Annotated in this window: 21 protein-coding genes; 6 read left to right on the top strand and 15 right to left on the bottom strand. The window is 66.5% G+C overall.

The genetic code is table 11. The features are described 5' to 3' along the window. Window positions 1-86: 86 nt before the first annotated feature. On the top strand, window positions 87-956 hold the full coding sequence (locus tag IB230_RS01395) for a right-handed parallel beta-helix repeat-containing protein (RefSeq protein WP_192268010.1): 870 nt from the start codon (window positions 87-89) through the stop codon (window positions 954-956). A 73-nt stretch (window positions 957-1,029) separates the two neighbouring features. On the opposite strand, the gene guaA is transcribed toward IB230_RS01395, so the two are convergent. From guaA to folD, 3 genes are all read right to left on the bottom strand, one after another. Beyond that, window positions 1,030-2,595 carry a glutamine-hydrolyzing GMP synthase gene (gene guaA, locus IB230_RS01390; RefSeq protein WP_192268007.1) on the bottom strand — a complete coding sequence of 522 codons (1,566 nt, stop codon included), beginning with the start codon at window positions 2,593-2,595 and terminating at the stop codon, window positions 1,030-1,032. A gap of 60 nt (window positions 2,596-2,655) precedes the next feature. Beyond that, window positions 2,656-4,113: an IMP dehydrogenase gene (gene guaB / locus IB230_RS01385; protein WP_192268005.1), complete on the bottom strand. Its 1,458-nt coding sequence runs from the start codon at window positions 4,111-4,113 to the stop codon at window positions 2,656-2,658. Between the two features lie 121 nt (window positions 4,114-4,234). Further along, window positions 4,235-5,092: a bifunctional methylenetetrahydrofolate dehydrogenase/methenyltetrahydrofolate cyclohydrolase FolD gene (gene folD, locus IB230_RS01380; protein ID WP_192268003.1), complete on the bottom strand. Its 858-nt coding sequence runs from the start codon at window positions 5,090-5,092 to the stop codon at window positions 4,235-4,237. A 67-nt stretch (window positions 5,093-5,159) separates the two neighbouring features. On the opposite strand from folD, the gene IB230_RS01375 reads away from it, so the two are divergent. Continuing rightward, window positions 5,160-5,456 (top strand): DUF1244 domain-containing protein, encoded by a 297-nt coding sequence (locus IB230_RS01375; RefSeq protein WP_192268001.1) that lies wholly within the window; start codon window positions 5,160-5,162, stop codon window positions 5,454-5,456. Beyond that, the gene (locus IB230_RS01370; RefSeq protein WP_225589117.1) at window positions 5,449-6,243 is read left to right on the top strand and encodes an alpha/beta fold hydrolase; all 795 of its coding nucleotides are present in this window, start codon (window positions 5,449-5,451) and stop codon (window positions 6,241-6,243) included. Before IB230_RS01375 ends, IB230_RS01370 begins: the two co-directional genes overlap by 8 nt. Window positions 6,244-6,252: 9 nt before the next feature. Here the strand turns inward: IB230_RS01370 and IB230_RS01365 are convergent, their stop codons facing one another. The 3 genes from IB230_RS01365 to IB230_RS01355 form a co-directional block, all read right to left on the bottom strand. Further along, window positions 6,253-8,097, bottom strand: a complete 1,845-nt coding sequence (locus tag IB230_RS01365) for a monovalent cation:proton antiporter-2 (CPA2) family protein (RefSeq protein WP_192267999.1) — start codon at window positions 8,095-8,097, stop codon at window positions 6,253-6,255. Window positions 8,098-8,157: 60 nt separating this feature from the next. Continuing rightward, window positions 8,158-8,406: a hypothetical protein gene (locus IB230_RS01360; protein ID WP_192267997.1), complete on the bottom strand. Its 249-nt coding sequence runs from the start codon at window positions 8,404-8,406 to the stop codon at window positions 8,158-8,160. Window positions 8,407-8,507: 101 nt separating this feature from the next. Beyond that, on the bottom strand, window positions 8,508-9,281 hold the full coding sequence (locus tag IB230_RS01355; protein WP_192267995.1) for an SDR family oxidoreductase: 774 nt from the start codon (window positions 9,279-9,281) through the stop codon (window positions 8,508-8,510). Window positions 9,282-9,490: 209 nt separating this feature from the next. Between IB230_RS01355 and IB230_RS01350 the strand changes: the two genes are divergently transcribed. Next, entirely contained in the window at window positions 9,491-10,333 is an 843-nt protein-coding gene (locus IB230_RS01350; RefSeq protein ID WP_192267993.1) for an AraC family transcriptional regulator, read from the top strand. On the opposite strand, the gene moeB is transcribed toward IB230_RS01350, so the two are convergent. The 9 genes from moeB to ndk all read right to left on the bottom strand — a co-directional run bounded on the left by moeB (window position 10,334) and on the right by ndk (window position 19,465). Continuing rightward, the gene (gene moeB, locus IB230_RS01345) at window positions 10,334-11,488 is read right to left on the bottom strand and encodes a molybdopterin-synthase adenylyltransferase MoeB (protein ID WP_192267991.1); all 1,155 of its coding nucleotides are present in this window, start codon (window positions 11,486-11,488) and stop codon (window positions 10,334-10,336) included. Between the two features lie 18 nt (window positions 11,489-11,506). Beyond that, window positions 11,507-12,724, bottom strand: coding sequence for a gephyrin-like molybdotransferase Glp (gene glp / locus IB230_RS01340; protein WP_192267989.1), 1,218 nt, complete (start codon window positions 12,722-12,724; stop codon window positions 11,507-11,509). After that, window positions 12,721-14,121, bottom strand: coding sequence for a ribosome biogenesis GTPase Der (gene der / locus IB230_RS01335; protein WP_192267987.1), 1,401 nt, complete (start codon window positions 14,119-14,121; stop codon window positions 12,721-12,723). The genes glp and der overlap by 4 nt, the downstream gene beginning before the upstream one ends. A 180-nt stretch (window positions 14,122-14,301) precedes the next feature. Continuing rightward, on the bottom strand, window positions 14,302-15,489 hold the full coding sequence (gene bamB / locus IB230_RS01330) for an outer membrane protein assembly factor BamB (protein ID WP_192267986.1): 1,188 nt from the start codon (window positions 15,487-15,489) through the stop codon (window positions 14,302-14,304). After that, window positions 15,486-16,121 carry a tetratricopeptide repeat protein gene (locus tag IB230_RS01325; protein ID WP_192267984.1) on the bottom strand — a complete coding sequence of 212 codons (636 nt, stop codon included), beginning with the start codon at window positions 16,119-16,121 and terminating at the stop codon, window positions 15,486-15,488. The genes bamB and IB230_RS01325 overlap by 4 nt, the downstream gene beginning before the upstream one ends. Window positions 16,122-16,182: 61 nt before the next feature. After that, a complete protein-coding gene (locus IB230_RS01320; protein WP_192267982.1) occupies window positions 16,183-16,998 on the bottom strand; it encodes a helix-turn-helix domain-containing protein in 816 nt (271 codons plus the stop codon). After that, on the bottom strand, window positions 16,995-17,726 hold the full coding sequence (gene pilW, locus IB230_RS01315; protein WP_225589360.1) for a type IV pilus biogenesis/stability protein PilW: 732 nt from the start codon (window positions 17,724-17,726) through the stop codon (window positions 16,995-16,997). Before pilW ends, IB230_RS01320 begins: the two co-directional genes overlap by 4 nt. A 79-nt stretch (window positions 17,727-17,805) precedes the next feature. Then, window positions 17,806-19,029 carry a 23S rRNA (adenine(2503)-C(2))-methyltransferase RlmN gene (gene rlmN, locus IB230_RS01310; RefSeq protein WP_192267978.1) on the bottom strand — a complete coding sequence of 408 codons (1,224 nt, stop codon included), beginning with the start codon at window positions 19,027-19,029 and terminating at the stop codon, window positions 17,806-17,808. A gap of 10 nt (window positions 19,030-19,039) precedes the next feature. After that, the gene (gene ndk / locus IB230_RS01305; RefSeq protein ID WP_093485870.1) at window positions 19,040-19,465 is read right to left on the bottom strand and encodes a nucleoside-diphosphate kinase; all 426 of its coding nucleotides are present in this window, start codon (window positions 19,463-19,465) and stop codon (window positions 19,040-19,042) included. 223 nt (window positions 19,466-19,688) lie between these two features. Here ndk and IB230_RS01300 point away from each other — a divergent pair, with 223 nt between their 5' ends. Together IB230_RS01300 and IB230_RS01295 are read left to right on the top strand one after the other, a co-directional pair. Beyond that, the gene (locus IB230_RS01300) at window positions 19,689-20,318 is read left to right on the top strand and encodes a TetR family transcriptional regulator (protein WP_192267976.1); all 630 of its coding nucleotides are present in this window, start codon (window positions 19,689-19,691) and stop codon (window positions 20,316-20,318) included. Between the two features lie 24 nt (window positions 20,319-20,342). Further along, on the top strand, window positions 20,343-22,715 hold the full coding sequence (locus tag IB230_RS01295) for a 3-hydroxyacyl-CoA dehydrogenase/enoyl-CoA hydratase family protein (protein WP_192267974.1): 2,373 nt from the start codon (window positions 20,343-20,345) through the stop codon (window positions 22,713-22,715). Window positions 22,716-22,724: the final 9 nt, after the last annotated feature.

Below are 22,724 nucleotides of genomic sequence, written 5' to 3'. Positions count from 1 at the left end.
ACGATACCAAGGCCGACGGCCCGCGCGAGCGGGGGCGCCGGTGTGCGTGCGCTCCCACACCATCAACCGATCACAAGGATGCGCAAATGTTTGGGAAACTCGCAGCGGTATTCGCCCTGGCCGCCCTGGGCACTCCGGCCTTCGCACAGGACGCCACCACCGCAGGCACCTGCTCCACCATCATCACGTCACTGCCCTACACGATCACGGCACCAGGCCACTATTGCCTGCGCAGCAACGCCGTCGTCCAGAGCCATTACGGCATCCACATCGCCTCCAGCGACGTCGTGCTGAACTGCCGGGGCCGCAGCATCCAGGCCGCGACGCAATCGCCCGGTTCGGACGGTATCGCGGGCATGTCGGGACTGCAGAACGTCACCGTGCAGAACTGCATCGTCAGGAACTTCGATCGCGGCATCAGTGCGGGCCATGAAGGCAGCAACACCCAGATCCTCAACAACCGGGTCGAGAACGTGTTGTCCGACGGCATCATGGTCTGGGGACACAACGCGCGCGTGGTGAACAACCGTGTGTCCAACATCCTGCCCAGCGCCGCCTACCAGGTCGTCGGGATCAGCCTGATGCCCTACTCGCCCGCGATCTCGGCGACCGGTCAGGAGGCGATCAACAACACGGTCGCGGGCCTGACGGCGGACTATCTGCTGGTGGGCCTCATGATTTCCGGCTCGACCAATCCGCGACTGGTCAACAACCATGTGATGGATCTGCGGCGGCGCACGGACACGCATGCCATCGCCATCTGGTTGAGTGGCTGGGCGCAGGGCGCGAACACCACGGGCGGCCAGTTGATCAACAATGCGCTGATGATGCGCGAGCCCGGTGTCTCGGGCCTGTCGGGCCAACCCGCACTGTGCAAGGGCAACACGTCCGTGGGCATCGAGGTGTCGGGCTTCGAGTCCTGCCTGACCCAGACGGACAACACCACCATCCAGTAATGCCGAGCTGATCGCCGGGCCTGCGCCCGGCGGCGGCTTCATTGCCGCGGCCGTCACAAGCCGCGGCAATCCATCATTCCCACTCGATCGTGGCCGGCGGCTTGCCCGAGATGTCGTAGACCACGCGCGAGATGCCGCGCAGTTCGTTGATGATGCGATTGCTGACCGTGCCGAGGAACTCGTACGGCAGGTGCGCCCAGTGCGCGGTCATGAAGTCGATCGTCTCGACCGCCCGCAGCGCGATGACCCACTCGTAGGCACGCGCGTCGCCGACCACGCCCACCGACTTGACCGGCAGGAATACCGCGAAGGCCTGCGAGGTCTTGTCGTACAGGTCGGCCTTGCGCAGTTCATCGATGAAGATGGCGTCAGCCTTGGCCAGCAGCTCGGCGTACTCGGGCTTCACTTCGCCCAGGATGCGTACGCCCAGGCCCGGGCCCGGGAACGGATGGCGGTAGACCATCGTGCGCGGCAGGCCGAGCTCGACGCCAAGGCGGCGCACTTCGTCCTTGAACAGCTCGCGCAGCGGTTCGACCAGACCGAGCTTCATGTGCTCCGGCAGACCGCCGACGTTGTGGTGGCTCTTGATGACGTGTGCCTTGCCGGTCTTGCTGCCGGCCGACTCGATCACGTCCGGGTAGATCGTGCCCTGCGCCAGCCACTTGGCATTCTTCAGCTTGTTCGACTCTTCCTCGAAGATCTCGACAAATAGGTTGCCGATGATCTTGCGCTTGGCTTCCGGATCGGCGACGCCTTCCAGTGCGGTGAAATAGCGGTCGGCGGCGTTCACGCGCACGACCTTCACGCCCATGTGCTCGGCGAACATCGCCATCACCTGGTCGCCTTCCTGCCAGCGCAGCAGGCCGGTGTCGACGAACACGCAGGTCAGCTGTTCGCCGATCGCCTTGTGCAGCAGCGCGGCGACGACCGAGGAGTCGACGCCACCGGACAGGCCAAGGATCACCTCGTCAGAGCCGACCAGCTCGCGCACGCGGGCGATCTGGTCGTCAATGATGTTCGCCGCCGTCCACAGCGTCTTGCAGCCGCAGATATCAGCCACGAAGCGGCGCAGCAGCGTCTGGCCCTGCTTGGTATGCGTCACTTCCGGATGGAACTGCACGCCGTACCACTGCTTCTCTTCCAGCGCCATCGCCGCGACCGGGATGCGGTCGGTGGTGGCGGTGATCGTCCAGCCCGGCGGGGCCTTGGCGACGTGGTCGCCGTGGCTCATCCACACATCGATGCGCGGCTCGCCCTGATGGTCGCTCAGGCCGCCGAGCAGCGCGTCGTGCGCGACCAGTTGCAGTTCGGCATGGCCGAACTCGCGCGCATCGGCAGCTTCCGTCGCGCCGCCCAGCTGCGCGGCCAGCGTCTGCATGCCGTAGCAGATGCCCAGGATCGGCAGGCCGCTGTCGAATACCTGCTGCGGCGCCGCGGGAGCTCCGTGCTGCGTCGTGGACTCTGGGCCGCCCGACAGGATGATGCCCTTGGCGCCGAACTTCGCGATCTCTTCCGGATCGTGGTCCCACGCCCAGATTTCGCAGTAGACGCCGATTTCGCGGATGCGGCGGGCGATCAGCTGCGTGTACTGCGCGCCGAAGTCGAGGATGAGGATCTTGTCGGTGTGGATATTCGTCATGGTGTCCTGCAGCTGTAAACGAAGAAGGGAAACGCTGGCGTCTCCCTTCTCTGATAACGATCAGCCCATCCGGTAGTTCGGCGGCTCTTTGGTGATCTGCACGTCGTGCACGTGGCTTTCGCGCTGGCCCGCGCCGGTGATGACGACGAACTTGGGCTTGCTGCGCATGTCTTCGATGGTGGCGCAGCCCACGTAGCCCATCGTGGCGCGCAGGCCGCCGACCAGCTGGTGGATGATGCCGCCGACCGAGCCGCGATACGGCACGCGACCTTCGATGCCTTCCGGCACCAGCTTGTCGGCGTCGCTGGCGTCCTGGAAGTAGCGGTCCTTGGACCCCTTCTCCATCGCGCCCAGGCTGCCCATGCCGCGGTAGCTCTTGTAGCTGCGGCCCTGGAACAGTTCGACTTCGCCCGGGGCTTCCTCGGTGCCGGCGAACAGTCCACCGATCATCACCGTCGACGCACCGGCGGCGATCGCCTTGCCGATGTCGCCCGAGTAGCGGATGCCGCCGTCGGCGATCAGCGGGATGCGGTCCTGCAGCGCCTCGGCGACCATGTCGATCGCGGTGATCTGCGGCACGCCCACGCCGGCCACCATGCGGGTGGTGCAGATGGAGCCCGGACCCACGCCGACCTTCACTGCGTCGGCACCGGCGTCCATCAGTGCCAGCGCGGCGTCGCCGGTAACGATGTTGCCGCCAATGACCTGCAACGACGGGAAGCGCTTCTTGACCCAGCTGACGCGGTCCAGCACGCCCTGCGAATGGCCGTGCGCGGTGTCGACGATGATGACGTCCACGCCCGCGGCGACCAGGGCTTCGACGCGCTGGTCGGTATCGCCGCCGACGCCCACCGCGGCACCGACGACGAGGCGGCTGGCGCTGTCCTTGGCGGCGTTGGGATTGTCGGTCTTCTTCTGGATGTCCTTGACGGTGATCAGGCCGCGCAGGTCGAACGCGTCGTTGACCACCAGCACCTTCTCGATGCGGTGCTTGTGCAGCAGCTGCAGCACCTCGCCGTCGCTGGCGCCCTCGCGCACGGTGACCAGGCGATCCTTCTTGGTCATGATGTGGCGGACCGGATCGTCGAGCTTGGTCTCGAAGCGCATGTCGCGGCTGGTGACGATGCCGACCAGCTGGCCGCCGTCGACGACCGGCACGCCGGAGATGTTGCGCGCGCGGGTGAGCTTGAGCACCTCGGCGATCGTCGTCTCGGGCCCGACGGTGAAGGGCTCCTTGATGACGCCGGCCTCGAACTTCTTGACCTTGGCCACTTCCGCGGCCTGCTGTTCGACGGTGAGGTTCTTGTGCAGGATGCCGATGCCACCCAGTTGGGCCATGGCGATGGCCAGGCGGGCCTCGGTGACGGTATCCATGGCGGCCGAGACGATCGGCAGCTTCAGCCGCAGGTCGCGCGTCAGGCGCGTTTCCAGGCTGACATCCTTGGGCAGGACGGTGGAATGGGCGGGGACGAGGGAGACGTCGTCGTACGTCAGTGCTTCAGCCTGGATGCGCAGCATCGGCGGGCCCGGATAGTTGGGGAAGCGCGATATTGTACCGCACAACGCCGGTCATGGGCCTGCGTCCGGTGGTCGCGGATGGAACGGGCCGGTGCGACGGCCGCAACGCTGGCCAGCGGACTCAGAGCCCCGCTTCAGCCGCTTCCAGCGTGTTCTGCATCAGCGTGGCGACGGTCATCGGCCCTACTCCGCCCGGCACCGGGGTGATCCAGCTGGCGCGCTCGAATGCCGCATCGAAACCGACATCGCCCACCAACCGCCCGTCATCCAGCCGGTTGATGCCGACGTCGATGACCACGGCGCCCGGTTTGACCCATTCGCCCGGTACCAGGCCCGGCTTGCCCGCGGCCACGACCAGGATATCGGCATCGCCGACCCGGGCCTGCAGCACCTCGCGCGGGGTGAATTTGTGGCAGCTGGTCACCGTGCAACCCGCAATCAGCAGTTCCATCGCCATCGGCCGGCCCACATGGTTGCTGACGCCGACGATGGTCGCGTTGCGACCGCGCACCGGCTGGTCGGTATAGCCCAGCAGCGTAGTGATGCCGCGCGGCGTGCAGGGGCGCAGGCCGAACTGGCGCAGTGCCAGATGGCCGACATTGGCGGGATGGAAGCCGTCCACGTCCTTGCGCGGATCGATCCGCTCGATCAGGCGCGTGGCATCGGGGATGCCCGGCAGCGGCAGCTGCACCAGGATGCCGTGGATCTTGGGATCGGCATTCAGCTGGTCGATCAGCGCGAGCAATTGCGCCTCGGACGTGCCCGCGGGCAGGTCGTAGTCGAACGCCTCGATACCGACTTTCTCGGCCGCGCGTCGCTTGTTGCGCACGTAGACCGTGGAGGCCGGATCGCCGCCCACCAGCACCACCGCCAGGCCCGGCCTGCCGAGACCCGCCGCCACGCGCACGTCGACCCGGACTTTCAGTTCGTCCAGCAGGTTCTCGGCGATGCGGCGGCCGTCCAGGATTCGGGCAGTCATGGGAAGGGGCGGTGTAGAGTCGGCGCGTATTGTCCCCGATTACCCCACCCCAGCGCGACCCGCACCCATGACAGACACGACCGCCCTCGACGCCGCTGCGTTCCGCCGCCTGCTGCAACACCTCAACCAGGACCGTCCGGACGTGCAGAACATCGACCTGATGATCCTCGCCGGCTTCTGCCGCAACTGCCTGGCCGACTGGTACCGCGACGCCGCGGTGGATGCGGGCATCGCGATGGACAAGGAGCAGGCGCGCGAGCGCGTCTATGGCATGCCGTTCGCGGACTGGAAGGCGAAGCACCAGCGCGAGGCCACGCCGGAGCAGCTGGCCGCCTTCAAGGCCGCGCAGGAGCGCCATGGCTGAGCGCCGCGTCCGCCGCATGCTCCTGTGGGTCGCCCTTGCCCTGCTGGCGGTGTATCTGGCCTTGTGCGCCCTGCTCTACCTGCAGCAGCGCCGGTTGATCTACTACCCGCAGTTCACCCGGGTCGCTGCGGACCAGACCGATTTCGCGATCTCCCGACCCGACGCCGTCCTGCGGGGCTGGACCGTCAATCCCGGTCACCGGGACGCGGTGCTTTACTTCGGTGGCAATGCCGAAGCGTTGCAGGCCAACCGCGGTGTATTTGCCCAGTGGCTGCCGTCCCGCACGGTTTATCTGGTAGCCCACCGAGGCTACGGCGCGAGCGACGGTGAACCCTCGGACGCAGCGCTGCTGGCCGATGCGCACGCAGTGTTTGACGACATCGCGGGGCGCCATACGGGGGGCGACGTGGCCGTGATCGGCCGCAGCCTGGGGAGTGGCGTGGCAACGTACGTGGCGGCGGAGCGCCCCGTCCGGAATCTGGTGCTGGTCACGCCGTTCGACAGCCTGGCCGCCGTCGCGCAATCGCACTATCCGGCCTTCCCGGTCCGCCTGCTGCTGAAGGACCGCTACGACTCCGTCGCACGACTGCCCGGCCACCACGGGAAGCTGCTCGCGCTACGCGCCGGCCGGGATGCAGTGGTACCGCCCCCGCACACCGACCGGCTGCTGGCGACATACAAGGGACAGGCGCAGGTGGTCGACTTTCCGCATGCCGGACACGACGACCTGTCGTCGGATCCGTCCTACTGGCCAGCCATCCGCGCCTTCCTGGCGCCCGCCGACTGATCGCGACGGTTACTCCTCTTCTTCCTCTCCGATCGCTTCGGCGGCTTCCTCGTTCAATGCCTTCGCTTCGCGCTTGGGCTTGGTGAACGGAGTCGGCGTGGGCTTGGCCGGCTTGGCATTGCCGTAGAGCGCAGGAATGCCGGACTTGAGGTCGCCACCGCCCGCGATCTCGAGCTCGAAGCGCTCGGCGTCGCGCCGGCGGATCTCCAGCGCGATCGCATCGGCCTCCTCCGGCGAGGTGCCCACGCTCATCAGCGCGGCCTTGCCGAACTCCACCGCCGACTCGAAGGTCTCGCGGATCTGGAAATCGACGCCCGCCGCGATCAGTGCCAGCGAGTGCTCGCGATCGAACGAGCGCGCCAGCACCTGCGCCTGCGGGAACTCGTGCCGGACCAGTTCGACGATGCGACTGGCCGCTTCCTTGTCGTTGATGCAGATGGCGATGGACTGCGCCGTCTGCGCGCCGCAGGCGCGCAGCACGTCGAGTCGCGTGCCGTCGCCGTAGTAGATCTTGAAGCCGAACTCCTCGGCGCTGCGGATCATCTCGATGTCGGTGTCGATGATGGTCACGTCCACATCGCGCGCCAGCAACGACTGGCTCATGACCTGGCCGAAGCGACCGAAGCCGATGATCAGCACGCTGCCGCTGAGCCCCTTGGCCTCCTCGATGCCTTCCATCGACGGCTTCTCGGGATGGGTGAAGCGACGCAGCAGCAGTACGAACAGCGGCGTCAGTGCCATCGACAGCACGACGATCGCCGTCAGGTTGGCGTTGACCGTGGCGTCGATGATGCCGGCCGCCGCCGCCGCGGCAAACAGCACGAACGCGAACTCGCCGCCTTGCGCCATCAGCACGGCACGATCCAGGGACTCGACGTGCGAACTGCGGGTCACGCGCGCCACCACGTAGATGCAGAGGGCCTTCACCACCATCATCGCCAGCACCGCGCTGACGATCAGCGGCCAGTTGGCGGCCACCACGGCCAGGTCCAGGGCCATGCCGACGCCGAGGAAGAACAGGCCCAGCAGGATGCCGCGGAACGGTTCGATATCGGCTTCGATCTGGTGGCGGAAGGTCGACTCGGACAACAGCACGCCGGCCAGGAACGCGCCCATCGCCATCGATAGGCCCCCCAGCTGCATCAGCAAAGCCGCGCCCAGAACGACCAGCAACGCAGCGGCCGTCATCACCTCGCGCGCCTTGGCAGCGGCGAGGATGCGGAAGAACGGATTCAGCAGCCAGATGCCAGCCGCGACCAGGCCGCCCAGCGAGGCCGCGGCGATGCCGATCGACAGCCAGCGGGAGCCCTCTTCCGGCTGCACCACCTGCGGCGACATGAAGGCGACCAGCACCAGCAGCGGCACGATCAACAGGTCTTCGAACAACAGGATCGAGACCACCTTCTGCCCGTTGGGCAGGGCGACATCGCCGCGTTCGGCCAGCAACTGCATCACCACCGCGGTGGAGGTCAGCACGAAGCCCATGCCGCCGATGAACGACACCGGCAGCGAATAGCCGAACAGCAGGCCGACGCCGGTCAGCAGCAGCGTGCACACCGCGATCTGCAGCGCACCCAGGCCGAAGATCTGCTTGCGCAGACTCCACAGGTGGCTGGGCCGCATCTCCAGGCCGATGACGAACAGGAACATCACCACGCCCAGTTCGGCAACGTGCAGGATCGACTGGGGATCGGTGAACCACTTCAGTCCGAACGGTCCGATCGCCAGGCCTGCGGCCAGGTACCCGAGCACCGACCCCAGACCCAGGCGCCGGAAGATCGGCACCGCAACCACCGCTGCGCCCAGCAGGGCGACGACACTGACCAGTTGGCTGGCACCGGATTCTGCGCTCATGCGGGAAGTCTACCGGATGGTGTCCGCCTTGCCGTCCCTATCCTGGGGTATGCACGCGCTTCAGTGCCGGGTCTTTCTCGCCAACCACCACGCCAACGCGACCGGCACGACATAGATCGCGGCCTGGATCGGCAGTTCTTCCTGCAGCGAATAGCCATGCGACATGCCGGTCCGCAGGTTCCACCACACGGCCGCCAGCCAGCCCACGCTGAAGACCGCCGCCACGGCGCGACGCCTGCCGGGGCGGACCAGCCACATCGCACTGCCCACCAGCAGCACGCCGACGGCGATGAAGATCAGGGTGCGCATGACGCTCTTCCTCTGCGGTAGTCGTCCGTTGCGCTCACGTTATCGCAAGCGCACGCCGCACGACATGGGCCAGGCAGCACGAGGCCGCCTGACCGCGCGACTTACTTGGTGGTGTAACCGCCATTGATCAGGATGGTCTGCCCGGTGATCCACCAGCCGTCGCTGACCAGGTGGCGGATGAAGGGCACCACGTCCTCGATATCGGTCAGCCCGGTCTTGCTGTGCGGCGACAGGGCGGCCGCGGTCTTGTGGTAAGCGACGGCGTCTGCGCCTTCGGCCGGGTAGAAGAACGACGTATCCATCGGGCCGGGACCGATCGCCGTCACCGAAATGCCGCGTTCGCCGAACTCCTTGGCCGCCGCGCGGGTGAAGTGCTCCACCGGCGCCTTGGTGCCGGCGTACGACGCGTAGAACGGCGTGAAGGCGCCAAGCAGCGAGGTGACCAGCGTGACCACCTTGCCGTTGTCGTTGACGTGCTTGCCCGCCTCTTTCAGGAAGAAAAACGCGCTCTTGGCGTTGACCGCCGACATCTCGTCGTACTCGGCCTCGGAAATCTCGGCGATCGGCTTCTTCAGGACCTTGCCGACCGTGTTGATGGCAATGTCCGGACGCCCGACGGCGGCGACGGCATCGGCGAACAGGCGTTCCATGGCCGCCGCCGTGGTCAGGTCGCCCTGCAGCGCGACGGCTTTCGCCCCTGCAGCCTGGATGGCGGCGACGGTCGCGTCGGCATCGGCCTTGCTGGCCGGACTGTTGTAATGGACGGCGACGGCCGCGGCACCCTGCTGCGCAAGGTCGCGGGCGATCAGGCCGCCGAGGTTCTTGGCACCGCCGGCGATCAGGACGACTTTGCCGCGGATGGAATGGTCGGTCATGGGAATGCTCCTGGCAGGGAAGGACACCCACCGCCGCTGCAGTGGGCAGCGCGGCGAGGCACGTCTAAGATGCGATGGAAGCGTTCCGGCGGGCTTTCACGATGTCCCATCCGCTATCAAATTCTCCGGCGTCAACTCACATTAGTGAGCCGCATGAGGCGATCCCGCCCGCGAACGATCCGGCGTCCGGCGCTGCGCCGCAGTACCGGGTGCTGGCGCAGGCACACTGGCCGGATGTGGAACTGGTGCTCTGCCGGGAGGACATCCGCCAGCGCACGCTGTGGGCGATCGACGCGCCACGCCATACGGTCATCGTCCACCTGGGCGGCACGATGCGCGAACTGGATACCGAGATCGACGGCGTCGGCGCCACGCATGCCCCGCCCTCTCCCGGCGACATCTGGTTGGTGCCCGCGGGAAAGCGCTACGCCAGCCAGGCGATGGGACAGGTCATCACCTACGCCGAACTGCGCATCTCACCGACGGCGGACGTCGACATCGGTGCCGACCGGCGCGTCCCCATCGAGGGGCTCATGCCCAGGCTGGGCCATCGCGACGAATTCCTCCACTACAGCGTCGCGCGGCTGGGCAGGCTCAGCCAGCAGGACGACGATGTGTCGGCCATGATGGCCGAGCGGCTGCAACTGCTGTTGCGCCAGCATCTGTACGACGGTTACCGCTTGCCCGCCGTGCCGGCGCCGGCCCCGGCATCGCTCGCACCCCGCATGGCGCGGCAGCTCAGCGACCATATCGAGGACACGCTGGGCCAGCGCATCGCACTGGCCGACCTCGCCTCACTGGCGGGCATGAGCGTGCACCAGTTGCTGATCGCGTTCCGGCGCACCTTCGGCACGACCCCGGCGCAGTACATCCTGGCGCAGCGGTTACGCCGCGCACGCTGGTACCTGCTCAACGGCAGCGACGACATCACCGACATCGCACACGCGTGCGGGTTCGCAAGCCACAGCCACCTGAGCGCCGCGTTCAAGCGTGACACCGGCATCACCCCGCGACAGTTCCGCGACGGACTGCGCATGCGCGCGACCTACTGATCAGGACGTGCGACAGAACGCGGCGTAATCGATGTAACCGGGAAACGGCCGATCGGCCGCACAGACCGGGCACGCCGGATCGTGGCGCAGGCGGGTTTCGCGGAACCGCATGGCCAGCGCATCGAAGTGCAGCAACCTGCCGGCCAGCGTCTCGCCGGTACCGAGCAGCAGCTTGATCACTTCCGTGGCCTGCAGCAGTCCGATCACGCCGGGCAACACGCCCAGTACACCGGCCTCGGCACAGTTCGGCGCGAACTCCGGCGGGGGTGGTTCCGGGAACAGACAGCGATAGCAGGGCTGCTCGCCGCGGTGACGCCCGGCGTCGAACACGCTCACCTGCCCTTCGAACCGTTGCACGGCGCCGTACACGAGCGGCTTGCCCAGCTTCACGCAGGCGTCGTTGAGCAGGTAGCGGGCCGGGAAGTTGTCCGCGCCATCCAGCACCACGTCAACACCCTCGAGCAGACGTTCGACGTTGTCCGCGGTGACGCGCTCGGCGACCGCCTCCACCTGCGTGCGTGGATTGAGCGCGGCCAGCGTGGCCTGCGCCGACGCGACCTTCGGCTCGCCGATGCGTGCTTCGGTATGCAATATCTGGCGCTGCAGGTTGCTACGGTCCACCACGTCGTCATCCGCGATGCGCAGGTGCCCTACCCCGGCCGCCGCCAGGTAGAACGCCGCCGGCGAGCCAAGTCCACCGGCGCCGATCATCAGCACGCGTGCCTGCTGCAGGCGCTGCTGGCCGGCGACGCCCACCTCGGGCAGCAACAGATGGCGCGAATAGCGCTCGTTGAAATCGCGCGCATCGTCGGACTGCGCCGGCACGACGATCGCAAGGCGCTGTTCCCTCCACCGAGACGTGCCACCCGCGACCGAAGCCAACGTGGTGTAGCCAGCGGTTTCGAGCACGCGCGCCGTGTCCATCGAGCGCCCGCCCATCTGGCAGATCAGGACGACGCTCGCATTGCGGTCGGGCAGATGGGCTGCGGGATCGCGTTCCAGCTCCGCCTTCGCGATGCCGAGCGCCCCTTCCGCCTGGCCGCTGGCGCGTTCGTGTTCCTCGCGCACGTCGATGAACACGCTGCCCTGCGCGAGCAGCGCGGCAACGTCACGGGGTTCGATTTCGCGGATGGCCATGCGTCGATTATCGCGCAAGTCGCGGCGTCGCCCGCCTCAGCAGGCGATCACGTCCACGACATCACCGGTACGGTAGTCGCGCACCCCTTCGGGCAGCACGATCAGGGCATTGCTGTCGGCCGCCGCACGCAGCTGGTGCGACGCATCGGCCGTATTCGGCACGACCTGCAACCGGCCATCGGAGGCGCTGTCCAGCCAGCCGCGCAGGAACTCCAGTCGCTCGTGCGTCTTCCGCCACGGCGCGCCGAGGACCGCCTTCCACTGCGGCCGTGGCTCGCGTCGGCGCTGCAGACCATCCAGCAGCCCACGGCCCAACGTCATGAACGTCGCCAGCACCGAGACCGGGTTACCAGGCAGGCCCAGGAAAAGCGCACGGTCCATTTCGCCGAACAGTACCGGCATGCCCGGCTTCATGCGGACTTTCCAGAAGTGGGTACGGCCATGCGCGGCCAGCAGCCCGGGCAGATGATCCTTCTCGCCCGCAGACACGCCACCGCAGGTGATGACCACGTCGAACGCCGCAGCCGCGTCGGTGAGCAGGGTCGTCATCCGTTCGGGATCGTCGGGCAGGGTCGGCCACGCGGTTGGCTCCAGACCCTCCGCGCGCAGCAGACCCATCAGCAGTTCGCGGTTGCTGTTGTAGATCTGGCCGGGCGCCAACGGCAGGCCCGGCTCCACCAGTTCGTCACCGGTGGTGAAGACGGCCACGGTCGGGCGCTGCGTGACGGCCAACGATGCGATGCCCAACGCTGCGGCCAGCGAGACGCGCGCCGGCGTCAGCCACTGTCCCTCGGAGAGCACGTGCGTGCCAGCCACCACGTCCTCGCCGGCACGGCGAACATCGTTGCCCCGTGGCAATCCTGCCGGTACACGGACCTGGCCGTCAGCCTCGACACATGCTTCCTTCATGGCGACGGTATCGGTACCGGCCGGAAGCGGAGCACCGGTGGTGATGCGGATGCATTCGCCTGTTCCGACGTGGATATCCTGCAAGCGGCCGGCAAACTGCTCACCCGCGAGCCGCAGCGTCGTCGCTTCGTTCTGCGCAAGGCTGGCATGGGCGAAAGCGAAGCCGTCCATGCGGCTGTTGTCGAATGGCGGCAGCGAGAGCGGTGCGTTGATGTCCTCGGCCAACACGCGGCCAGCGGCCCGGCCAACGGGGACGCGTTCGGCCTTCAGCATCCGGTTGGCGGCGACGTCGCGGATGATCTCCGCAGCGGTGGCGAAATCGATGCGGGTCGGGTAACCCGTCACTTGCCGCGCTTGACGTGCCGGATCAGACGGCGCTTCTTGGCGATCTGCTTCTCGGTCAGCACGTTCTTCTTGCCTTCGTACGGGTTGGCGCCCTCGCGGAAGATGAAGCGGACCGGCGTACCGACCAGCTTGAAACGCTTGCGGAAGAAGTTTTCCAGATAGCGCTTGTAGGACTCCGGCAGCACCTTCAGGCGCGTGCCATGGACGATGAAGGTCGGTGGATTCGCGCCGCCCGGGTGCACGTAACGCAGCTTGGAGACATGCCCGCGGATGCTTGGCGGCGGATTGGTCTCGTAGGCGATCTCGAGCGCCTTGTTGACCTCGCTGGTACCGAACTCCTTGGTCGCCGACGCATGCGCGCGGTGGATCGCCTTGAACAGTTCGCGCAGCCCCGAGCCATGCAGGGCAGAGATGCGCACCACTTCGGCCCACTCGACGAAGCCCAGCTTGCGGGCGAGCAGCGCTTCGGCCTGCTCACGCTGGTAGGCGGTCAGTCCATCCCACTTGTTGATCCCCACCACCAGCGCACGGCCGGCATCGAGCACGGCACCGAGCACGCTCGCGTCCTGGTCGGTGACGCCCTCAGTCGCGTCCAGCAGCAGCACGGCCACCTGGCATTGCTCGATGGCCTGCAGCGTCTTGACCACGCTGAATTTCTCGACGGCCTCCTCCACCTTGCCTTTTCGACGCAGGCCGGCGGTGTCGATCAAACGGTACTGGCGGCCATCGCGCTCCATGTCCACGGCGATGGAATCGCGCGTGGTGCCAGGCACCTCGGACGCGATCATGCGCTCTTCGCCCAGCAGGCGGTTCACCAGCGTCGACTTGCCCACGTTCGGGCGCCCCACGAAAGCCACGCGCATGCGGTTCGGATCGTTGTCCAAGCCCGCGGAGCCGCCTTCTTCGGGCAGGCGCTGGTGCACTTCTTCCAGCAGGTCGTCGATGCCCTGGCGGTGCGAGGCAGAGATCGTAATGACGTCGGCGAACCCATAGCGCGCGAAATCCGCGATCGCGGTGGTCTCGTTGATGCCGTCGATCTTGTTGATGACCAGCAACGTGGGGCGTGACGTCTTGCGCAGCCAGGCCAGGATGTCGTCATCCAGCGCGGAGGCGCCCTCGCGGCCATCGACGATGAACAGGACCAGGTCGGCCTCTTCGGCCGCGGCGCGCGCCTGCCGTGCGGTCGCGCCGGCCAGACCTTCCTCTTCGCCGGCGATGCCGCCGGTATCGACCACCAGGAACGGGTCCTCCTCATCGAGGCGGCAGACACCGTAGTTGCGGTCACGGGTCACGCCCGGCTGGTCGTGGACCAGCGCGTCACGACTGCGGGTCAGCGCGTTGAACAGGGTGGATTTGCCGACATTGGGACGGCCCACCAGGGCGACGAGGGGCAGCATGCAGGGGGCAACCGTGAAGAAAGGGGGCGCCGGACGCTCGCCGTCGCGCGGGTGGCGCGACCGCTCCGGTCGATCAAGGGGTCGCCATGGTAGCGGAATACGCCCCCCTTCGCGAAAAAGGGCCGCAATGCGGCCCTTTCCTGAAACTCGGAGGAGCGGCCTGGCCGCTCCTTCATCGGATCACTTGAACCCGAATGCGGTCAGCCCGCCTTCCACATCCTGCACCAGCAGGATGCCGTCAGCCACGACCGGCTTGCCACGGATGGCCTTGCCGCCGACGCGCGCACGCGCCGCGACATCGCCGTTGTCCGTCTTCAGCCAGTGCAGGTAGCCGTCGTAATCACCGACCACCGCGTAATCACCATGGATCGTCGGCGCGGTGAGCGACCGGCGTGCCAGCGTGGTGTTCGACCACAGCGCGCTGCCGCTGTACTTGTCCAGCCCCCACACCGTACCGGCCGGGTCGGACACGACAACGGCGCTGCTGGTCACGCCCAGACCACCGGCGCCCCCATTGTCGCGGGTCCACAGCGGACGCCCGGATGGGCCTTCGAGGGCGACCGTTTCCTTCTTGAAACTGGTGACGTACAGCGTGCTGCCTTCCAAGACGGGGGCACCGTCCACGTCAGCCATGCGTTCCAGCTCGCTGCGGCCTTCCGGAATGCCGACGGCCTGCGTCCACATCGGACGACCGTCGTTGCCGGCCAGCGCCGTGACCGTGCCGTCGTCGCTGGCCGCGAACACCACGCCCGGACCCGTTACGACCGGCGCGTTGCCGCGCACCGTGAGACTGGGGAGTTCGTTGTTCCAGAACCAGCGACGCTCGCCGCTTTCCACCGACAACGCCGTCACTCGTCCGTCATTGGTGCGAACGTAGACCATGCCCTGGCCGATGGCCGGTGCCGCGATGACCTCGTTGGGCACTTTCGCCTGCCACTTCTCCGCGCCCGTCGCTGCGTCCAGGGCAATGACCTGTCCGTCGAGGGTGCCCACGACCACCAGCCCGTCCCCGGCACCCGGACCGCCAGAAAGACGCAGGTCGGACTTGTACTGCCACACCTGCTTGCCCGTCTGCAGGTCGAACGCACGCACCCCGCCTTCCACCGCTGCGGCATAAACACGACCGTCGTCGACCACGGGCACCTGCTGCAGGCCGAGGCGCTTCTCGCCTTTGCCCACGTTCGCGCTCCACAGCTTGGAAACCGACGTGACCGGCGTGAAGTCGACCAACTCCGCAGGATCGACCGGCTTTTCGCCTTCCTTTTCCTTGCCGGAGAACCAGCCCTTCACCGTGCTGCAGCCGCCGAGCGCGGCCACGATCGTGGCGGCCGCGACCAGGCGAACCACGGGACCGGTAGCGCGCTTCATGCTGCACCTCCGGTCTTGGGCGGCGTGCCGCCGGCATCGATCAACTTCAACTCCACCAGCCGGCGCTGCGGAGAAACCGCATCCAGCGTGGTCAACGCGCGGGTGTAGGCATCCTGCGCTTCCTTTGACTTGCCGGTCGCCAGCAACGCATCGCCACGCACTTCGAGGCTGGAGGCATCGTCTGCCTTGTCCAGCACCTTCAACGCATCATCATGCTTGCCCGCATCGATCAGCAGGCGTGCGAGCCGCAGATTCACCAACGGCCGCAACGCATTGTCAGGGGTAAGGGTGCGCAGCGTGGCAATAGCGGCATCACGTTCGCCAGCCTGGATCTGCGCCTTGGCCAATTGCAGTCCGGCGACGTCGGCGTACAGCGCGTCCTCCTTGACCAGCGCATCCACCGCGCCCTGGGTCTGCTTGAGATCGCCCTTGGCGAGCCCTTCGACGGCAGCCTGATAGCTCTGGTACGCCTGCTCCTTCTTGCCGGCCTGGTCCTTCTGCCACCACTGCCAGCCGAGGATCACACCCAGCCCCAGGACCACGCCGCCCAACAGGCCGGCACCATTGTTCTTCAGCCAGCTGCGGACACGTTCGCTTTGTTCGTGCTCGTCGAGCAGATCGTCAATCGCCATGCGCTCTCTTGCCCCGTCTCAGGCGGGGTCTCGGTCTAGGTTGGACAAACCCGCACGCGGGTCAGTCAACGACCGGCGCCAGGGAACCCTCAGAGGATACCGTAAAGCGTGCGACATTCGCTCGCTGGTACGGCGCCAGATCCACCGTACTACCCGCTTGCTGAACGTCGACCGCCGTCGCATCGCCGAGCTTGATGCGGCCCACCTCGCCCTGCGCGTAGCGCCGCTCATCGCCCGCACGCAGCAACGCGTGCTCGACCTTGCGGCCATCGGGCGCGTTGACCTCTACCCAGCTGTCGCCCTTGAACGACAGCGAGAGCCAAGGTGTCGCCGCACGAGGCAACGGCGCCATCGAGGCGACGTAAGGAGCCGCCTGAGGCTTGACTGCAGGAGACGATGCGTCCGCCATCGGGCCCGCACGCGGCGCGACCGGCACCACGTCCAGCGACGCGGTGGCGGCATCCGGCGAAGGACCGGACGAAGGACGCAACGCCATCCACACCGGCGTGGCGATGACGAGCGTCAGCACGACATAGACCGCACGCCGCTTGAAACTCTCGAAGAAGTACTGGAAACGAGGGGTGTGGGAATGGCTGACCAGCTCGGCCGGCCTCGCCACCACCGTCTCCGCCTGCTGCAGGAACGGCTCCACATCCACTTTCAGCAGGCGGCCATAGCTGCGCAATTGACCCCGGACGAATACCACGCCCCCGGACTGGTCCCATTGCCCCGCTTCAAGCGACTGGATCACCCGCACGGGCATCTTCAGCCGCTGACTGATCTCCTGCACCGACAGGCCGGCCCGCTCGCGTGCCGCCTTCAAGACCACGCCGCACCCCTGCGGCGTGGGCACATCCCCGACTACCGATTGCATCATGGCCCTGCATTTCCCCCGGTTGTGACGTCCTGCGCGTCGGGGAACTCCGCCCGAATCCGCTGAACATATCGACTGGCAGCGGCCTTGTCGCCGAGTCTATCCTCGATTTGTGATGCGAGTTTCAACACAGCGGCGCTGGCGGGCGCCGCCGCCAACCTGCGTTCGACGAACGCGCGGGCCGACATGTACTGCTGCTGGCGGAACTCGAGTTCGCCCATGGCTTCCAGTGCGACCGCATTTGCCGGCTCCTGCGCGAGCGCCTGACGCAGGTCACGCGCCGCGCGCTCGTCCTGACCGGACTTCAGCGCGCAGCTTCCCGCATTGGCCATGGCCGAGGCAGGGGTGGCGTAACCGGGGGCCTGGATCGCACGGTCGAACCACACCAGCGACTCCGCAGCAAACCCGTTTGCGCACAGCCAGGTACCGTAATTGTTCAGCGCCGCGCCCTGCGAAGGAGCCAACTCTGCAGCACGCTTGTAGTGCTTTCCAGCCGCGTCGCTGTTGCCGCGCTGGTCTTCGACCACCGCGAGCACGGTCGTCGCATCAGCCGAGCCGGCATCCAGCTTCAGCGCTGCGCGCGCGTCCTTCTCAGCCGCATCAGGCTCGCCCGCCTGCAGTCGCTGCACCGCACGGGCCAGCAGTGTCTGCAAGGCTTGGCGGCGCTTCACCTCAGGACTGTCGCCAACCGAGTACTCAGGCGTTGTCTGCTGCCCGGACATGGGCTCCATTTTGCCCTTGGGTCGGACGAAGGTCAGGCGGCTGCAGGCCGTAGCCAGCAATAGAGTGATCAGCAGCAGGCAGATCGCCTTAGGCCGCATCGTCGATGCCCTTTTCCTGCAACTGCCGGCGGAATTCTGCCTGGCGACGGGTCCGGTCCATGACCTGTCCCTTCAGCTGACCGCAGGCGGCGTCGATATCGTCGCCCCGGGTCCGGCGGACCATGGTCAACACCTGGGAATCGAGCAGCAGCTTCTGGAAGGCGCGGATGTCTTCCTCTGGTGCACGCTCATAGCGTGTTCCAGGGAACGGGTTGAACGGGATGAGGTTGACCTTGCCGGCATCTTTCAGCTGCGCGGCATTGCTGAACTTGCGCATCAGCTGCGCCAGTTGGCGCGCATGCTCGGGCTGGTCGTTGACGCCTTTCATCAGGGTGTACTCGAACGTCACCGAATCGCGCTTCTTGTTGGCGCGCAGGTAGCGGACGCACGACGCCATCAGTTCGGCGATCGGATACTTCTTGTTGAGCGGCACCAACTGTTCGCGCAGCGCATCGTTGGGTGCATGCAGCGAGACCGCGAGCGATACGTCGGTCTCGGTGGAGAGCCGATCAATCATCGGCACCAAGCCGGAGGTCGACAGGGTGACGCGCTTGCTCGCCAAACCGTAGCCCAGATCGTCGCGCATGATGTTCATCGCGCGCACGACGTTGTCGAAATTGAGCAGAGGCTCGCCCATGCCCATCATCACCACGTTGGTGAGGCGACGGTTCTGTGCGGGCACGTTGCCCAGGTGGCGCGCCGTCACCCACACCTGCCCGATGATCTCGGCGGTCGTCAGGTTGCGGTTGAACCCCTGCGTGGCGGTCGAGCAAAAAGTACAGTTCAAACCGCAACCGACCTGCGAGGACACACACAGCGTGCCGCGGCTCTTGTCGGGAATGTAGACGGTTTCGACGGCATTCTTGCCGTCCACGCCCATACCGAGCAGCCACTTGTGGGTGCCGTCGGTGGAGGGCTTATCAAACACTACTTGCGGCACAACGACTTCAGCATGCTCCTGCAGCTTCGCGCGCAGGTTCTTGCCGAGATCGGTCATCTCATTGAAGTCGGTGACGTACCGGTGATGGATCCACTTCATCACCTGATGCGCACGGAACTTCTGCTCGCCCAGCTTACCGACGAAGAACCGCTCAAGACCCTCACGATCCAGGTCCATCAGGTTCTGTTTCGCGGACACGGACGCGCCGATAGCCACGGACGGAGCGTCCGTGGCCAGCTTCAACTCGATCGGCGGCAGTTCGTGGCTGCTCATCGTCTATCGCTTAGCGCGAGAACACTTCGGTCGCAGCGAAGAAATACGCGATCTCGATGTTCGCGTTCTCGACCGAGTCCGAACCGTGTGCCGCGTTGGCGTCGATGGAGTCGGCGAAGTCGGCGCGGATCGTGCCCGGCGCAGCGTCCTTCGGGTTGGTGGCGCCGAGGATGTCGCGATGCTTCAGCACAGCGTTCTCACCTTCCAGCACCTGGATGGCGACCGGACCGGAGATCATGAATTCGACCAGCGCATTGAAGAACGGACGCTCGCGGTGCACGGCGTAGAAACCTTCGGCCTCACGACGCGACAGGTGCTTCATCTTCGCGGCGACGATCTTCAGGCCGTTCTTTTCGAAACGGGCATAGATTTCGCCGATGACGTTCTTGGCAACGGCATCGGGCTTGACGATCGACAGGGTGCGCTCCAGCGCCATGGGGATTATCTCCGTTGGGCGGGCCACTGAAGGCCCAAGGTTAACATGAAAAACCCGCGTCGAAACGCGGGCTTAGACCAGAAAGCGTAGCGAGATTCTAACGTATCCGACGGAAGTGTGCAGCCGGGGGACGGGCAGATTTGCTGCTTCGCAGCATGACACCCCGACCCGCCCAGACAGACAATGAGTCAAACAAGCGTTTGATTCAGTCCCGGAGGGGGTCATGGGCAACACCACGCATTTCTCGACCAAGGAGCGGATCCTGGGAGCGGCCGAAGAGCTGTTCGCCCAGCACGGGTTCGCCGGCACCTCCCTGCGGCAGGTCACCAGCCGGGCGGACGTCAACATCGCCGCGGTCAACTATCACTTCGGCAGCAAGGAAAACCTCGTCAACGAGGTGTTCCGCAGGCGCATGGACGACATGACCGTGGCGCGCCTTTCGCTGCTGGAAAAGGCGCTGGCCGACCGCCCCGGCGAGCTTGAGCCCATCCTGGCCGCCTTCGTCGAGCCCGCTCTGGCCCTGGCCCAGGACCGGCATGGCGGTGGTGCCTTCGTCCGGGTCATCGCGCGCGCCTACGCCGAGAAGAACGACGGCCTGCGCAAGTTCCTCTCCGACCACTACGGCCACGTGCTGCGCGAGTTCGGCAAGGCCATCGCCACCTGCGTGCCCGACCTCAGCAAGGAGGAGCTGTACTGGCGACTCGATTTTTTCTCCGGGGCATTGACCTACGCCATGGCCGATTTCGGCCTGATCAAGCGCCCCACGGGTGTCACGGAGGCAGCGCACCGTGAGCGTGCCGCCCGTGAACTGATCCGCTTCGCCGAGGCCGGCCTGCGCGCCGACCGCACCTAAACCCCTGCAATCCAAGGAAATCCCATGTCCAATCCCCTGCTTGTTCGCAAGGCGGCCGTGCTGGGCGCCGGCGTGATGGGCGCGCAGATCGCCGCGCACCTCACCAATGCCGGTGTCGACACCGTCCTGTTCGACCTGCCCGCCAAGGACGGCCATCCCGACGGCATCGTGCACAAGGCGATCGCCAATCTGGCGAAGCTGAGCCCCGCTCCGCTGGCCAGCAAGTCGCTGGCCGAATCCATCACGGCGGCCAACTACGAGACCGGCTTGGAGCACCTGAAGGGCTGCGACCTGATCATCGAGGCCATCGCCGAGCGGATGGACTGGAAGCAGGACCTGTACAAGAAGATCGCGCCGTTCGTGGCGGACCATGCCGTTCTGGCCAGCAATACCTCGGGCCTGGGCATCAACAAGCTGGCGGAGGTGCTTCCTGAGCAACTCCGCCACCGCTTCTGCGGCGTCCACTTCTTCAACCCGCCGCGCTACATGCACTTGGCCGAGCTGATCCCGGCCAAATCCACCGATGCCTCGGTGCTCGAAGGCCTGGAAAGCTTCCTGACCAGCACGCTCGGCAAGGGCGTGGTGTACGCCAAGGACACCCCCAATTTCATCGGCAACCGCATCGGCGTGTTCTCGATCCTCGCTACCGCCCACCACACCGGCGAGTTCAAGCTGGGTTTCGACGAGGTGGACGCCATCACCGGCCCGCTGATCGGGCGGCCGAAGTCGGCGACCTACCGCACCTCGGACGTGGTCGGTCTGGACACGATGGCCCACGTCATCAAGACGATGGCCGACACCCTGCCGGAGGATCCGTGGCACGGCTACTTCAAGTCGCCGAAGTGGCTGGAAGCGCTGATCGCCAAGGGTGCGCTGGGCCAGAAGACCGGCGCGGGCATCTTCCGCAAGGTCGGCAAGGACATCGTCGTCCTCGACCTGGAGAAGCAGGACTATCGCGCGTCCGATCGCACCGCGGCACCCGAGGTGGTCGAGATCCTGAAGATCCGCAACCCGGCCGAGAAGTTCGCCAAGCTTCGCGAGAGCCAGCATCCGCAGGCGCAGTTCCTGTGGGCGGTGTTCCGCGACCTGTTCCACTACAGCGCCTACCACCTGGCCGACATCGCCGAGACCGCGCGCGACGTCGATCTGGCCATCCGCTGGGGCTACGGCTGGTCGCTGGGTCCGTTCGAAACCTGGCAGGCCGCTGGCTGGAAGCAGGTGGCGCAGTGGATTGCCGACGACATCGTGGCCGGCAAGGCCATGAGCAGCGCGCCGCTGCCGAACTGGGTGTTCGACGGCCGCGAAGGCGTGCATGCGGCGGAGGGCAGCTACAGCCCGGTCAAGAACGCCAAGCTGCCACGCTCCTCGCTGGCCGTGTACAAGCGCCAGCGCTTCCCCGATCCGCTGCTGGGTGAAACCTTCCCGCAGGGCGAGACGGTGTTCGAGAACGACGGCGTGCGCTTGTGGACCGACGGCGACGGTATCGGCGTGGTCAGTTTCAAGACCAAGATGCATACCGTGTCCGACGCCGTGCTGGACGGCCTGCAACAGGCGATCACGATTGCCGAGCAGAAGTTCAAGGGCCTGGTGATCTGGCAGCCGAAGGAGCCGTTCTCCGCCGGTGCCGATCTCGCCGGCGCACTGGGCGCCCTGCAGGCCGGCAAGATCGCCGAGTTCGAGGCGATGGTCGCCAACTTCCAGGCCACCAGCCAGCGCATCAAGTATTCGCTCGTGCCGGTCGTGGCGGCGGTGCGCGGGCTGGCGCTGGGCGGTGGATGCGAGTTCCAGATGCACAGTGCACGCACCGTCGCTCACCTGGAGAGCTACATCGGCCTGGTCGAGGCCGGCGTCGGCCTGCTGCCGGCCGGTGGCGGCTTGAAGGAAATCGCGGTGCGCGCGTCGCAGGCGGCGGGCCCGGGCGGTGATGTGTTCGCCGAACTCAAGAAGACCTTCGAGACCGTCGCGATGGCCAAGGTGTCCGCCTCCGCCGTCGAGGCGAAGGAACTGGGGCTGGTGCGTGCCGGCCACAAGGTCGCGTTCAACGCCTACGAACTGCTGCATATCGCCAAGCAGGAAGCGCTGGCGCTGGCCGAGACCGGTTACCGTCCGCCCCTGCCCGCCCGCCGCATCCAGGTGGCCGGCGATGTCGGCATCGCGACCTTCAAGATGATGCTGGTCAACATGCTGGAAGGCCGCTTCATCAGCCCGTACGACTACGAGATCGCCGTGCGCATCGCCACCGTGCTGTGCGGTGGCGAAGTCGACCGCGGTGCACTCGTCGACGAGGAGTGGCTGCTGAAGCTGGAACGCCAGCATTTCGTCGAACTGGCCCAGCAGGAAAAGACCCAGGCCCGCATCGCGCACATGCTGAAGACCGGCAAGCCGCTGCGTAACTGACCGCCGACG

The sequence above is a fragment of the Pseudoxanthomonas sp. PXM01 genome (genome assembly GCF_014851815.1).
In the GTDB taxonomy this organism is placed as follows: domain Bacteria; phylum Pseudomonadota; class Gammaproteobacteria; order Xanthomonadales; family Xanthomonadaceae; genus Pseudoxanthomonas_A.
This window is presented reverse-complemented; position numbering and strand designations above follow the sequence as displayed.